Below are 12,918 nucleotides of genomic sequence, written 5' to 3'. Positions count from 1 at the left end.
AGCCTAGCCGCCGGTCATGGGCGGGAAGAACGCGATCTCGCGGGCGCCTGCGATCGCGGCGTCCTGCTTGACGTGAGCGCGGTCGATCGCGGCGCGGATCACCTTCGGCTTCTCGAACGCATGCGCATAAGCCTCGCTTTGGCCGGAGAGCCAGGCGATCAGCTCCTCGACGGTGCGCACGCTGGCGGGGGGCTCGATCGTCTCTTCGGCCTTGCCGACGCGCTCGCGCACCCAGGCGAAATACTTCACCTTCATCCCTCGTCCTCCTTGATGAGGTGATGGATGCCGGCGCGGAAGTAGTCGTAGCCGGTGTACATGGTGAGGATCGCCGAAGCCCAGAGCAGCGCGAGGCCGATCATCGAGACGACAGGCACGACCTCGTCGCCGGCAGGTCCCGCGAGCAGGAACCCGATCGCGACCAGCTGGACGGTGGTCTTCCACTTCGCCAGCTTGGTCACGGGCACGCTGACACGGAGCGCAGCCAGATATTCGCGCAGCCCCGAGACCAGGATCTCGCGGCACAGGATCACGATGGCGGCCCATAGCGACCAGCCGTGAATGATGCCGTCCGCGGCGAGCATCAACAGGCAGGAGGCGACCAGCAGCTTGTCGGCGATCGGATCGAGCATGCGGCCGAATGCCGATTGCTGATTCCAGATCCGCGCGTAATAGCCGTCGAGGTAATCGGTCACCCCTGCGGCGATGAAAATGGCGACCGCGAGCCAGCGCAGCCAGAGCGGCTGATCCAGAATCGACTGCGCATAGATGCATCCGACCACGACCGGGATCGCGGCGATCCGGCCATAGGTCAGGATGTTGGGGAGGGACATCGCGCGGCTGGTGGTCCCTCGTGTCGTGGCGATGTTCATCCGTCCTACCAATACCGCTCGAGCCTGAAGGTCAACCGTTCCGCTCCCAAATGAGATGGGGGATACGACGACCATATGACTGCGGTCCCCATTTAGTTCACCCCGGCTGGGGATGGAAATACTCGAAAATCCTGCGGGCGCTCTCGGCGCTGACCCCCGGAACCTTGCCGAGATCGGCGATCGAGGCCCGCTCGATTTCCTTCAGGGTCCCGAAATGATGCAGCAAGGCACGTTTGCGTGACGGGCCGATGCCCGGAATCTCCTGCAAGCCGGCCTCGCGGATGTCCTTCTTGCGCAGCTTGCGGTGCGATCCGATGACGAAGCGGTGGGCTTCGTCGCGCAGGCGCTGGATGAAATAGAGCACGGGATCGCGCGGCTCCAGCTTGATCGCCTCGCGCTCCGGCATGAACAGGGTCTCGCGGCCGGCATCCCGGTCCGGTCCCTTGGCGACCGACATCAGCGACACCTGGGTCAGGCCGAGATTGGCGAAGATCTCGCGCACGGCGTTGAGCTGGCCGCGGCCGCCGTCGATGATCACGAGGTCGGGCCATTGCGGGAAATCGTCATCCTTGGCCTTGGTGGCGGCGTCCTCAGGCGGATTGATCAGGCGCTTGAAGCGGCGCTCCAGCACCTCGCGCATCATGGCGTAGTCGTCGCCGGGCGTCAGCCCTTCCGACTTGATGTTGAACTTGCGGTACTGGTTCTTCACGAAACCGTCGGGGCCCGCGACGATCATGGCGCCGACCGCGTTGGTGCCCTGGATGTGGCTGTTGTCGTAGACCTCGATGCGCTTGGGCACGTGCGGCAGGCCCAGCGTCGCGGCCATGGCCTCGAGCAGCCGGCTCTGCGTCGCAGTATCCGCAAGCTTGCGGCCGAGCGCCTCGCGGGCATTGGTCAGCGCGTGGGTGACGAGCTCTTTCTTTTCGCCACGCTTGGGCGCGGTGACCTCGACCTTGTGGCCGGCCTTGATCGACAGCGCGTTGGCGAGCAGCTCGCTCTCCTCGATCTCGTGCGAGAGCAGGATGTTCTTCGGCGGCGGCTTGTCATCGTAGAACTGGGCCAGGAAGGACCCCAGCACTTCCTCCGGCGTAAAGCTCTTCTCCGCGCGCGGAAAATAGGCGCGGTTGCCCCAGTTCTGTCCGGTGCGGAAGAAGAACACCTCGACGCAGGAGAAGCCGCCCTCCTGGTGGATGGCGAACACGTCGGCTTCCTCCACCGTGCGCGGATTGATGCCCTGCTGCGACTGGATCGCCGACAGCGCGGCGAGGCGGTCGCGGTACAGTGCGGCGCGCTCGAATTCGAGCTCGTTCGAGGCCTTCTCCATCTCGCCGGCGAGCTCCTGCTTCACCGCATGGCTCTTGCCGGAGAGGAAGTCGCTCGCCTCGCGCACCAGCGTCGCATAGCCGCCGAAATCGATCTCGCGGGTGCAGGGCCCGGCGCAGCGGCGGATCTGGTGGAGCAGGCAGGGCCGGGTGCGGCTCTCGAAGAAGGAATCGGTGCAGGAGCGGATCAAAAACGCGCGCTGCAGCGCCGTGATGGTGCGGTTGACCGCGCCGGCGGAGGCGAACGGGCCGAAATAGCGCCCGGGCCGGGTCTGCGCACCGCGATGCTTAAGGATCTGCGGCGCCCAATGGTCGCCGGTGATCAGGATGTAGGGAAACGATTTGTCGTCGCGCAGCTGCACGTTGAAGCGCGGCCGCAGCTGCTTGATCAGGTTGGCTTCCAGCAGCAGCGCCTCGGTCTCGGTCGTGGTCGAGACGATCTCCACCGTGACGGTGGCCGCGATCATGCGCAGGATGCGCGCAGGCAGCGGCGCACTCTGGCGCGCATAACTGGATAGGCGCTTTTTGACGTTCTTGGCCTTGCCGACATAGAGCACGTCGGCGTTCGCATTGAGCATGCGGTAGACGCCGGGCGAGGTCGGCGCGAGGCGGACCGCGCGCTCGATCGCCTCGTGACCGGTCGCCAGCGGGCCTTCGCCGACGGCGTCGCTCTCTTCCAGGATGTCCGGCAGCAGGGCGTCGTCCTCGTCATCGCCGCCTGCCGCCGCGGGATCGACGTCCGGCGCGGCCAGCTGCTCGGGCGGCGCGTCGCTCGCAGCAGCCGGCGACTTGCGCGCGCGGTCGTCCGGATTGTCGGAGGAATCGTGAACCATGGGGCGAATTTAGGCGCTGAGGCTGCCGATTTGAAGTTCCGGCCAATGCGGCCCGCACAGATGCGAGCCAGTTCCCGGTAACGCTTCCTTAAGTCTGTTAAGCGGGCGGTAACCCGACTTAACAGCCCTTTAACTTAAAACTCTCGATAAATCCTGCGCGAAAAGCTCTTGGTTCCGTAACCATGCGGTTTTGCTCGCGCGGCGGCGCAGGCATCGCTCGGGTTGCGATAGTTGCGTTGGAGTGAGTGATGAAGGGGCTCGTTGTGGGCGCAGCCGCGTTGGTTGCAGCCGGCTGGACAGCTTCGGCAGAGGCCGCCGATCTCAATTACGGGCAGCGTGCGCCCTATACCGTCAATCAGCCGCTCAATGCCTATAGCTGGGCGGGTCCCTATCTTGGCGGCAACATCGGCTATGAATGGGGCTCGGTCGACAACAACCCCACCAAGCCGTCCGGCTTCGTCGGCGGTGTGCAAGCCGGCTACAATTTCCAGAACGGCCCGTGGGTGTTCGGCGTCGAAGGTGATATCCAGGCCGCCGGCGCCGATGACACCTTTGCGCCGTGGAAATTCTCCAATCCGTGGTTCGGCACCCTGCGCGGCCGCGCCGGCTATGCGTTCAGCAACGTGCTGTTCTACGGCACCGCCGGTCTCGCCTTCGGCGAGCTGCGGGCGCAGACCTTCGGCTGGACGGAGTCGCACACCACCGCAGGCTGGACCATCGGTGCCGGTGCGGAAGTCGGCCTCGCGCCGAACTGGAGCGCCAAGCTCGAATATCTCTACATCGATCTGTCGACCAGCCAGTTCGCAATTACGGGCGTGTCAAACGGCTATAGCGCCAGCGTCGTCCGCGCAGGCGTGAACTATCACTTCTGACATCCAAAGAAGAAAATACCGGACCAGCCTCCCGGCCGCTCGCGGCCGGGATTTTTTTTCGCGCCAGGGCTAGGAGAGGATCACCAGATTGACCGCCTTCGGTCCCTTCCCCTTCTTGTCCGGTTCGACTTCGAAAGTAATGCGCTGTCCTTCGGCAAGGTCCTTCAGTCCCGCCCGCTCCACAGCGGTGATGTGAACGAAGACATCGCGACCGCCGTCATCAGGCTTGATGAAGCCGTAGCCGCGCTCGCCGTTGAAGAACTTGACCGTTCCCGTCATGGCCATCGGGAAACTCCCCCTCATTGCTCCTCCGCCGCGACGCAGACTCACGTCGCGACATGACCGGGCCTTACGGAGCCCGGGAGCTGGCCATCCTTGGACGGACCGATCGGTCCGGCGGGATCTTTCTTAGGGCCTTCACTCCGCCGCAACCATTCGCGGAAGCGGAACGTAAAGCCAGTCACAGAAATAGCATAATACGGTTCTTTGCAGATTGACTACCGGTCCTGCATATTTTTCCCAAGAATGCCGGAGTGTTACGGCCTGGCGTTAAGGCTTGGGCACCTCCAATCGGAATCTGGCAGCCCCACCCTGGCCGAGCGGTATTTCCAGCTCCGGCAGAATGGTCTTGAGCTCGCCGTGCAGCGTATAGGGCGGGTTGACGATCAGGAGCCCGGTGGAGGTGAGGCCGGCGCTGTCGGCTTGCGGCGCGACGCTGAATTCGAGGCGCAGGCATTTTCCGGGCGGCTTTGCTGCAGCTGCGAGCCGCGCCAGGGTTTGCGCCAGCGTGTCGGTGGCCCGCCGGTTCTTGGCGGGATACCAGATTACGTAAATACCGGTCGGCCATTTCGCGAAGGCCGCGGAGAAGGCTTCGCCGAGCCGCTCGAACTCGTCCTTGGCCTCGAAGGGTGGATCGATCAGCACGAGGCCGCGCCGCTCCTTCGGCGGCACGAAGGCCGGTAGCGCCACCCAGCCGTCCAGATCGACCACGCGGGCCTGCTCGTCGCGGCGCAGCGCGTCGATCAGCGCTTTCCGTGCCTTCGGCTCGAGCTCGCAGGCGACGAGCCGGTCCTGCGGCCTGAGCAGGCCGCGCGCAATCAACGGCGAGCCCGGATAGACGTTGAGCTCCCCCTTCGGATTGAAGGCGCGGACGATGTCGAGATAGGGCTTCGCCAGCGCCGCGCTCTCGTTCGACAGGCGCGCCTGCAGCAGCCGCGCAATGCCGGTCAGCCATTCGCCGCCGCGGCGCGCCTCGTCGCTGTCGAGATCGTAGAGGCCGGCGCCGGCATGGGTGTCGATGACGCGGAACGCCGCCGGCTTGTCCTGCAGATAAGTGAGGATGCGCGCCAGCACGATGTGCTTGATGACATCGGCAAAGCTGCCGGCGTGGAAGGCGTGGCGGTAGTTCATGGCAAGAGCACTACGCCACGTGATGGGTTGAGCAAAGAGGTACAATCTCGTGTCCCGGACGCGGTGCAGCGCGTAGCGCTGCGCCGCTGAGCCGGGACCCAGCTCTTTAGCGTAATGGGCCCCGGATCAGCAGCGCACTACGCCGCGGTTCGCGGCGATCGCGCTGCATCCCGGACACGAGAGCGTGTCTACCCGCCCCTGATCGGCGGCATCGTCACCTGGTCGCGGCGGCAGGCGCGGCGCTCGATCTCATCGCAGGCGCGGAATTGCAGGTCCTTGCTGAGGCAGATGCGGACCTCGGACAGCCGTGTCCGGTTGCAGGTGACCGAGACGGCGGCATTGCTGAGACCCGGATTGGCCTTGATGAAGGCCTCCTCGATCTCCACCGGCGCCACCGTCTTGGCCTGCGACAGATCGAGATATTCGGCGGGAATCTTGATCGCGGCGCGCGCCTTGCGGATCATCTCGAAATAGGCGCGGCCCTCGAGGCCGGAACAGGTGCCGTGCTTGTCCCACTCGTTGAAGATCAGGCCCGGCGCCGGCATCAGGTCGAGCATCGAGGAGACGATGTTGCGGTTCAGCCGCGGCGCCGGCCGCTGGCAATATTCCGGAAAACCGTTCTCATATTGCGGCCACAGCCCATGCACCACGAAGGCGTAGGGCCGTCCGCCGCATTGCATCTGGGACCGGCCGCCGCGTTCGGCTGCTTCCTCGCAGAACGAGGGCGACCACGACAGCGACAGGACATAGAAGTCGAACTCGCCAGGTGCGTTCTGCCGCTTGTCCTGCGCCTTCGCAGCGCCGGCGAGGGTGGCCAACCCCGCAGCGAGGGTCAGCGAGATCATCAGGCGGGACAACGAACGCAATCTGGAGTAAAACATGGCAACGCCCCTCAACTAGACTGTGCGTACAGCCTAGCAGGCGGCGGGAACATTTCAAGAACAAAATTGGAGCTGCAGTCGTCGGCTGGCTGATCAGCCCGAATCAGCGGCTTCAGGTCAGGGCTTGGCGGCCCGGCAGGCCGGGTTATAGGCCCAGTTGCGGTCGAGCCCGACCACGCACCATTCCACCCCGTTGCCGTAACCGGCAAAGCCACCGTCTTCGATCAGCGAGAAATGCACCTTGCGCACCTTGCCGTCGGTGAGCATGGCGTCAGCCGTGCAATAGCGGCGCGGAATGTTATCGGACTGCCAGGGCCTGAATGCGACCTCGCGAACGGCGGAGAAGCCGGTGATCTTCAGCGGAGAATTCCAGAACGAGCTTTCTTTTTCCCAGAACTGGGTGGCGATCGTCGGCAGCGCCCGGTCGCAATCGGCCACAGTGCCGTCATAACGCGGCCCGCTCAGCCAGAAATTCAGCTCGAGCGGATTGGCAGCCCTGGCCTCGCCGAGCGACAGTGCTCCGAACATGAGGCCGAGCACGGCGGCAAAGCGGAGCGATTTCTGGGAGGGGGCGGGCATGGTCAATCCGGGCAGCTAAGATCTTGCGAAGGTCGGACGGTGCCGCGAAGGTCGGGGCGGGTCAAGTGCAGCGCGGCAACACTTCGCCAGGACTTGACCAGGATGTCGCGGCCAACAGGGGTTCGGTTCTTTTCACGTCCGTCCCGGCACCGTAAACTGGCTCCAGCCAATTGGAGTGACGGGAATGCGAATCATTGCGGCCGCGGGCCTTCTTGCCAGCCTGGTTGTCTCGGGCATGATGGCGAGCCAGTCGGCGCGCGCCGACATCTTTGCTCCGGTGCCGCCGTTCAAGGGCAACGACACCGGCGGCATCATCGCCTATTCGATGGCGACCCAGGTCGATGCGCGTCAGGTCGCGGTCGATCACTGCGCCCGCTACGGCAAGGTCGCGAAATTCCTGGGCGTGCAGGCCTATGAGGGCGGCTACGTCTCGTTCGCCTGCCGCTGGGTGCCCTATGGTGCCGCCGATCGGCCGATCCGCACGCTGTACTGAGGCGCTGTCGTAGCGCCGCACGTCTCTCAGCCGGGAGTCTTCGACATGACGCGCAAACTCGCTTTGCTCGGCTCGATGCTTTGCCTCGCGTTGTCGGCAGGCAGCGCCAGCGCGGACGAACTGCCGGTGCGCAAGGCCGGACTGTGGGAGATGAAGCTGGTCACATCAGGCTCGCCCGTGCCCGAGATGACCATGCAGCATTGCACCGACGAGACCGTCGACAAGGAGATGAGCAACAACGTCTCTCCAATGGCCAAGCAGATCTGCGCCAAGCAGGAGATCAAGAAGACTGCGACCGGCTATGTCAGCGATTCCGAGTGCAGCGTCGCCGGCGTCAGCACGACCTCGCATGCCGAAATCACTGGCGATTTCAACTCGGCCTACACGGTGAAAACGACCTCGCATGCGCAAGGTGGCGTCGCCGGCACGGCCGGGCGCGATAGCACCACGACGCTGCAAGCCAAGTGGCTCGGAGCCTGCAAGCCGGATCAGAAGCCCGGCGACATCGTCATGCCCGGCGGCTTCAAGATGAACACGCGCGACATGGACAAGCTGAAGGCGCTGCTGCCGAAGTAGGTGCGTCTTGAGTTCGTAGCGCGCGGAAATCGGTGCGCTCCCTCGCCCCGTTCTTACGGGGAGAGGGTTGGGGTGAGGGGCCTCTCTCCGCACGCGAAAAATGCCGAGAGGCCTGTACCCCCTCACCCGGATCGTAAGAGCGATCCGACCTCTCCCCGCAAGCGGGGAGAGGTGAAGTACGACAGCTACACCGGTATTCGCACGCTCGCCCTCAATCCCCCCATCGGGCTGTCACCCAGCGTGATGTCGCCGCCATGCGAGCGGGCGATGTCGCGGGCGATGGCAAGGCCCAGGCCGGTGCCGCCTTCGTCCTGGTTGCGGGCGTTGTCCAGCCGCAGGAATGGCTTGAACACCTCTTCGCGCAAGTGCGCGGGAATGCCCGGGCCGTCGTCATCGACTGTGACGGTGAGATAACGGTGATCGCGCTGGCCGGTGATGGCGATGTTCTTGCCGTAGCGCGCGGCGTTGGTGACGAGGTTGGCGAGGCAGCGCTTGAACGAAGCCGGCTTCACCGTCACCACGGGCAGGCCGTTGAACGCGACGGTCGCGGTATGGCCGTGGCGCTCGGCGTCGCTGCGCAGCTCCTCGAGCGCCTGCGCCATGTCGGTCGGTTGCGACTGCTCGCCGGAATCGCCGCGCGCGAAGGCGAGGTAATCCTCCAGCATCATCGACATCTCGTCGACGTCCTTGCGCATGCCTTCAAGCTCGGGACTGTCGCCGATCAGTGCGAGCTCGAGCTTGAAGCGGGTCAGGATGGTGCGCAGATCGTGGCTGACGCCGGCGAGCATCGCGGTGCGCTGCTCCATCGTGCGCTCGATGCGCGACTTCATCTCGAGGAAGGCGACCGCCGCGCGCCGCACCTCGCGCGCGCCTCTGGGGCGGAAGTTCGGCGCCTCGCGGCCTTTGCCGAAGCTCTCGGCGGCATCGGCAAGGCGCAGGATTGGCTTGATCTGGTTGCGCAGGAACAGCACCGCGACGATCAAGAGGATCGAGGATGTGCCGACCATCCAGAACAGGAAGATCTCCGAGTTCGAGGCATAGGCGGCGCTGCGCTGCGCGAACACGCGCATCACGGCATCGTCGAGCTGGATGCGGATCTCGACCAGGTTGGAGCGGCCCACCGTGTCGATCCAGAACGAGCGGCCGATCTGGCGGCCAAGCTGCACCGACAGCGTCTGGTCGAGCAGCGAGAAGAACGGTTTTGGTCCCGGCGGCGGCATGTCGCCGGCAGGAAGAAAGTCCACGACTAGGCCGAGGCGCTGCTGGGCGATGCGGCGGATTTGGTCGCGATCGCGGTCCTGCGGATAGCCCTTGTAGACGTCGATGAGCGCGGCGATGTCCTGCACCACCGCGGCCGACAGGCGGCGCGTCACCGTGTTCCAGTGCCGCTCCATGAACACGAAGGCGACGACCGATTGCAGGATCACCATCGGCACGATCATGATGAGCAGCGCGCGGGCGTAGAGGCCGGTCGGCATCCAGCCCTTGAACGCGTTGCCCATCCAGCCGTTCGCGGCCGAGACGCGGCCGGCGGCGCTCTTCAGAAGCGTCAGGCCGGTATCGATCGTGCTCATCTGGCGCGCTTCACTGATTTATGGCGAGGCCACCAGGCGGTAGCCGATGCCGCGCACCGCCTGCAGGAACAGCGGATTGGCAGGATCGGTCTCGATCTTGCGCCGGAGACGGTTGATCTGCACGTCGACGGCGCGCTCGTTGACGCTGCCATTGCCGGTCAGCGCGCTGCGCGGCACGGTCTCGCCCGGCGTCTCCGCGAGAATCCGCAGCATCTCGCGCTCGCGGTCGGTGAGGTGGATGACCTCCTCGCCCTGGCGCAATTCGCCGCGTTCGAGATGGTAGACATAGGGGCCGAAGGCGATCTTCTCGATCGTCGTGGCCTGCGGCGGCGGCGCGGCGCGCTTGAGAATGTTGTTGATGCGCAGCGCAAGCTCGCGCGGCTCGAACGGTTTTGCCACGTAATCGTCGGCGCCGATCTGCAAGCCCTCGATGCGGGCTTCCGCCTCGTGGCGCGCCGTCAGCATCACGATCGGCACCGACGACGAGGTGCGGATGAAGCGGGCGAGGTCGAAGCCGGTCTCGCCGGGCATCATGACGTCGAGGATCAGGAGATCGAAATGCAGGCCCAGCAGCTTCGAGCGCGCATCGGCGGCGCTCGCCGCGGTGGTGACGCGGTAGCCTTCGCTGGCGAGAAAGCGCGAGAGCAGGTCGCGGATGCGGCGGTCGTCATCGACCAGCAGCAGATGCGGGGCATCGTCGGCCGGTTGCACCGGCGGGCGGGCGAGCGTGGCGAGCGGCACGGTCACTCCTTGGCGTCTTGGTTGACGGAAGCGAAGATCGTCTCGAGCACCTTGTCCGGATCGTCGCGGTCGATCATCGCGCGCAGGAAGCGCTTGACTGTCTCGGCGTCCTGCGGAGCCATCTCCGCGAGCGCCCTGGTGATCCGCGTGGTCTGCAGCCCGGCGAGCTTCTGCACCAGCGCCTCGCCCTTCGGCGTCGCGTAGAGCAGGCGCTGGCGACGGTCATTGTCGCCGGTCTTCTGCACGATATAGCCCTCGTCCAGGAGCTGCTTCAGCACCCGGCCGAGCGACTGTTTTGTAATGCGCAGGACGTCGAGCAGGTCGGCGACCTTCAGCCCGGGATAGCGGTAGACGAAGTGCATGACCCGGTGGTGGGCCCGACCGAAGCCGAACGCCTCCAGCTCCTGGTCGGGATCGCCGACGAAATCGCGATAGGCGAAGAACAGCAGCTCGATGATATCCCAGCGCAAATTGCCTCCGTCCGACGCGGCGGGCCGAGATTCGGCGACGTCAGGAGGAGAGGCTGCGAAATTTATGTCAGGCATATTGACGTATCTTGGGTTCAATGTTACAAAACGATCGACCCGCACGAAATTTTAGATCGTTTCGCGCCGGGTGGATCGTAGCAGGGACGGCCGGAGAGAGCCGGACAGGCGGCGACGGCCGAAGCAGATCTACCGTGCGATTGTCGAGCGGCATTTCGGCAAAACATACTGGACTTCCGCCTTCCGCAAAAGCATGTCCTGCCCGACATGCTGGCCGCGGAAACCGGCCGTAACATGGCTGGCGGCGGTCCGGCCAGAAACCAATCAAGCCAGCCGGGCCCGAACGGGCAGGCGGGCGCGAGCAACAGCGCCGCCACCGGCAGCGGGAGGCAAGGACATGAGCATGACATTCGACATCCAGCCCGCATCCAATCCGACGCCTGAGAAGGACCGTGTCGCCAAGCTGGTGGATCCCGGCTTCGGGCGGGTCTTCACCGATCACATGGCGGTCGTCCGCTACAACCAGGCCAAGGGCGGCTGGTACGAGGCGAAGATCGAGGCGCGCGCCAACTTCCAAATCGATCCCGCCGGCGCGGTCCTGCACTACGCCCAGGAGATCTTCGAAGGCTTGAAAGCCTACAAGCGCGACGATGGCGGCGTGAACCTGTTCCGTCCCGACGCCAATGCGCGGCGTTTCAAGGACTCGGCCGAGCGCATGGCGATGGCGCAGTTGCCCGAAGACGTCTTCATCGAGGCGGTCGAGCAGATCGTGCGCATCGACCGCGCCTGGATGCCGGGCGGCGAGGGCAGCCTTTATTTGCGCCCGTTCATGATCGCGAGCGAGACCTTCCTCGGCGTCAAGCCGTCGTCCGAATACATCTTTGCGGTGATCGCCTCGCCCGTCGGCTCCTACTTCAAGGGCGGGCCTGCGCCGGTCTCGATCTGGGTGTCGGAGAACTACACGCGCGCCGCGATCGGCGGCACCGGCGCGGTCAAATGCGGCGGCAATTATGCCGCCAGCCTGCGCGCCCAGGCCGAAGCGATCCAGCACGGCTGCGATCAGGTCGTCTTCCTCGATGCGGTCGAGCGCCGTTACATCGAGGAGCTCGGCGGCATGAACATCTTCTTCGTGTTCGACGACGGCTCGCTGTCGACGCCGCCGCTCGGCACCATCCTGCCCGGCATCACCCGCGACTCCATCATCACGCTCGCCCGCGACGCCGGCAAGACCGTGCGCGAGGAGCCCTATTCGCTCGAGCAATGGCGCAAGGATGCGGCGAGCGGCAGGCTGAAGGAAGCCTTCGCCTGCGGCACCGCCGCCGTAATTTCGCCGATCGGCAAGGTGCGCTCGGTCAGCGGCGACTTCGAGATCTCGGGCGGCGCCGCCGGCCCCGTCGCCATGGGCCTGCGCAAGCAGCTCGTCGACATCCAGTACGGCCGCACCAACGATCCGCACAACTGGATCCGCAAGGTGTTTTGATCCCCTTACCCTCCCCTGGAGGGGGAGGGTCGATCGCGCGAAGCGCGAGCGGGGTGGGGTGATCTCTCCAGTCGGGCAGTGCCCGCGAGGAGAGATCACCCCACCCCGTCGCACATTCCGCTTCGCTCCATGTGCGCCGACCCTCCCCCTCCAGGGGAGGGTAAGTGCGCCATGAACGCCTCGCCACGATGCCGCGACAAAGCCAGGACGCATCAACGCGCCTGGACATCGCGATCATGGCAATGAAACTCTCCCAACCCATGAAATGGGTCGTTCTCGCCGCCATCACCGGCGCTTCCGTTTTCGGCATCCTGACCATCGGCCCGACGCGCGAGGTCGCAGCGCAGGACCGCTCGCCTATCGTCGACGTGCGCACCGGCGATCCCGAGATGAACGCGGCGATCGCGCGGGCTCGCGCGACGCTCTCCACCTTCTGGACCTCCTATGAATCGCCAAAGCCGTCCGAGACCGGACACGCCCTGAAGGTACACTTCACGACCCGCAAGGGCGGCGAGCACATCTGGATCGGCGAGCTGAAGAAGCAGCCCGGCGGGACCTATTCGGGCCTGTTCGCCAACGAGCCGCGCGATCTGCCGGGCAAACACGCAGGCGACCCGGTCAAGTTCACAGAGGCCGACATCTCGGACTGGATGTTCATGCGCAACGGCAAGATCGTCGGCGGCGAAACCATCAAGCCGCTGCTCAAATCCATGCCGAAAGCCGATGCCGACGCGCTCCGGGCGCGAATGGAGCAGCCGTAAATATAGGCCGTCATTCCGGGATGGTCCGAAGGACCAGACCCG

General features: G+C 65.1%; 15 protein-coding genes. 5 read left to right on the top strand and 10 right to left on the bottom strand.

What is annotated here, in order from left to right:
• Positions 1–3: 3 nt before the first annotated feature.
• From moaD to uvrC, 3 genes are all read right to left on the bottom strand, one after another.
• A complete protein-coding gene (moaD, locus tag HZZ13_RS12255) occupies positions 4–255 on the bottom strand; it encodes a molybdopterin converting factor subunit 1 (RefSeq protein WP_157286520.1) in 252 nt (83 codons plus the stop codon).
• Positions 252–869, bottom strand: a complete 618-nt coding sequence (pgsA, locus tag HZZ13_RS12250) for a CDP-diacylglycerol--glycerol-3-phosphate 3-phosphatidyltransferase (protein WP_172788771.1) — start codon at positions 867–869, stop codon at positions 252–254. Before pgsA ends, moaD begins: the two co-directional genes overlap by 4 nt.
• 97 nt (positions 870–966) lie before the next feature.
• Positions 967–3,024 carry an excinuclease ABC subunit UvrC gene (uvrC, locus tag HZZ13_RS12245; protein WP_197959850.1) on the bottom strand — a complete coding sequence of 686 codons (2,058 nt, stop codon included), beginning with the start codon at positions 3,022–3,024 and terminating at the stop codon, positions 967–969.
• A 248-nt stretch (positions 3,025–3,272) separates the two neighbouring features.
• Between uvrC and HZZ13_RS12240 the strand changes: the two genes are divergently transcribed.
• Positions 3,273–3,896 carry an outer membrane protein gene (locus HZZ13_RS12240; protein WP_197959849.1) on the top strand — a complete coding sequence of 208 codons (624 nt, stop codon included), beginning with the start codon at positions 3,273–3,275 and terminating at the stop codon, positions 3,894–3,896.
• A 69-nt stretch (positions 3,897–3,965) separates the two neighbouring features.
• Here the strand turns inward: HZZ13_RS12240 and HZZ13_RS12235 are convergent, their stop codons facing one another.
• The 4 genes from HZZ13_RS12235 to HZZ13_RS12220 all read right to left on the bottom strand — a co-directional run bounded on the left by HZZ13_RS12235 (position 3,966) and on the right by HZZ13_RS12220 (position 6,766).
• Positions 3,966–4,181 carry a cold-shock protein gene (locus HZZ13_RS12235; protein ID WP_008544396.1) on the bottom strand — a complete coding sequence of 72 codons (216 nt, stop codon included), beginning with the start codon at positions 4,179–4,181 and terminating at the stop codon, positions 3,966–3,968.
• 264 nt (positions 4,182–4,445) lie between these two features.
• The gene (locus HZZ13_RS12230; RefSeq protein ID WP_197959848.1) at positions 4,446–5,306 is read right to left on the bottom strand and encodes a 23S rRNA (adenine(2030)-N(6))-methyltransferase RlmJ; all 861 of its coding nucleotides are present in this window, start codon (positions 5,304–5,306) and stop codon (positions 4,446–4,448) included.
• Positions 5,307–5,494: 188 nt separating this feature from the next.
• Positions 5,495–6,187: a ribonuclease T2 family protein gene (locus HZZ13_RS12225; RefSeq protein WP_197959847.1), complete on the bottom strand. Its 693-nt coding sequence runs from the start codon at positions 6,185–6,187 to the stop codon at positions 5,495–5,497.
• Positions 6,188–6,304: 117 nt separating this feature from the next.
• The gene (locus HZZ13_RS12220; RefSeq protein ID WP_197959846.1) at positions 6,305–6,766 is read right to left on the bottom strand and encodes a hypothetical protein; all 462 of its coding nucleotides are present in this window, start codon (positions 6,764–6,766) and stop codon (positions 6,305–6,307) included.
• A 184-nt stretch (positions 6,767–6,950) separates the two neighbouring features.
• Between HZZ13_RS12220 and HZZ13_RS12215 the strand changes: the two genes are divergently transcribed.
• Together HZZ13_RS12215 and HZZ13_RS12210 are read left to right on the top strand one after the other, a co-directional pair.
• The gene (locus tag HZZ13_RS12215; RefSeq protein WP_197959845.1) at positions 6,951–7,259 is read left to right on the top strand and encodes a hypothetical protein; all 309 of its coding nucleotides are present in this window, start codon (positions 6,951–6,953) and stop codon (positions 7,257–7,259) included.
• 45 nt (positions 7,260–7,304) lie between these two features.
• Positions 7,305–7,835, top strand: coding sequence for a DUF3617 domain-containing protein (locus HZZ13_RS12210; protein WP_197959844.1), 531 nt, complete (start codon positions 7,305–7,307; stop codon positions 7,833–7,835).
• 185 nt (positions 7,836–8,020) lie between these two features.
• Here the strand turns inward: HZZ13_RS12210 and HZZ13_RS12205 are convergent, their stop codons facing one another.
• From HZZ13_RS12205 to HZZ13_RS12195, 3 genes are read right to left on the bottom strand one after another with little or no spacing between them, the layout of a single operon-like run.
• Positions 8,021–9,409 (bottom strand): ATP-binding protein, encoded by a 1,389-nt coding sequence (locus HZZ13_RS12205; protein ID WP_197953660.1) that lies wholly within the window; start codon positions 9,407–9,409, stop codon positions 8,021–8,023.
• Positions 9,410–9,427: 18 nt separating this feature from the next.
• Positions 9,428–10,156 (bottom strand): response regulator, encoded by a 729-nt coding sequence (locus HZZ13_RS12200; RefSeq protein WP_197959843.1) that lies wholly within the window; start codon positions 10,154–10,156, stop codon positions 9,428–9,430.
• Positions 10,153–10,695, bottom strand: a complete 543-nt coding sequence (locus HZZ13_RS12195; RefSeq protein WP_197959842.1) for a MarR family winged helix-turn-helix transcriptional regulator — start codon at positions 10,693–10,695, stop codon at positions 10,153–10,155. Before HZZ13_RS12195 ends, HZZ13_RS12200 begins: the two co-directional genes overlap by 4 nt.
• A 337-nt stretch (positions 10,696–11,032) precedes the next feature.
• On the opposite strand from HZZ13_RS12195, the gene HZZ13_RS12190 reads away from it, so the two are divergent.
• Together HZZ13_RS12190 and HZZ13_RS12185 are read left to right on the top strand one after the other, a co-directional pair.
• Positions 11,033–12,115 carry a branched-chain amino acid aminotransferase gene (locus tag HZZ13_RS12190; RefSeq protein WP_197959841.1) on the top strand — a complete coding sequence of 361 codons (1,083 nt, stop codon included), beginning with the start codon at positions 11,033–11,035 and terminating at the stop codon, positions 12,113–12,115.
• A 236-nt stretch (positions 12,116–12,351) separates the two neighbouring features.
• Complete coding sequence (locus HZZ13_RS12185; RefSeq protein ID WP_197959840.1) at positions 12,352–12,876, top strand: YegJ family protein; 525 nt, start codon at positions 12,352–12,354, stop codon at positions 12,874–12,876.
• Positions 12,877–12,918: the final 42 nt, after the last annotated feature.

It is taken from the genome of Bradyrhizobium agreste, from assembly GCF_016031625.1.
GTDB lineage: Bacteria > Pseudomonadota > Alphaproteobacteria > Rhizobiales > Xanthobacteraceae > Bradyrhizobium > Bradyrhizobium agreste.
Note: the sequence above shows the minus strand (reverse complement) of the source record. Positions and strands in the feature narration are given on the sequence as shown.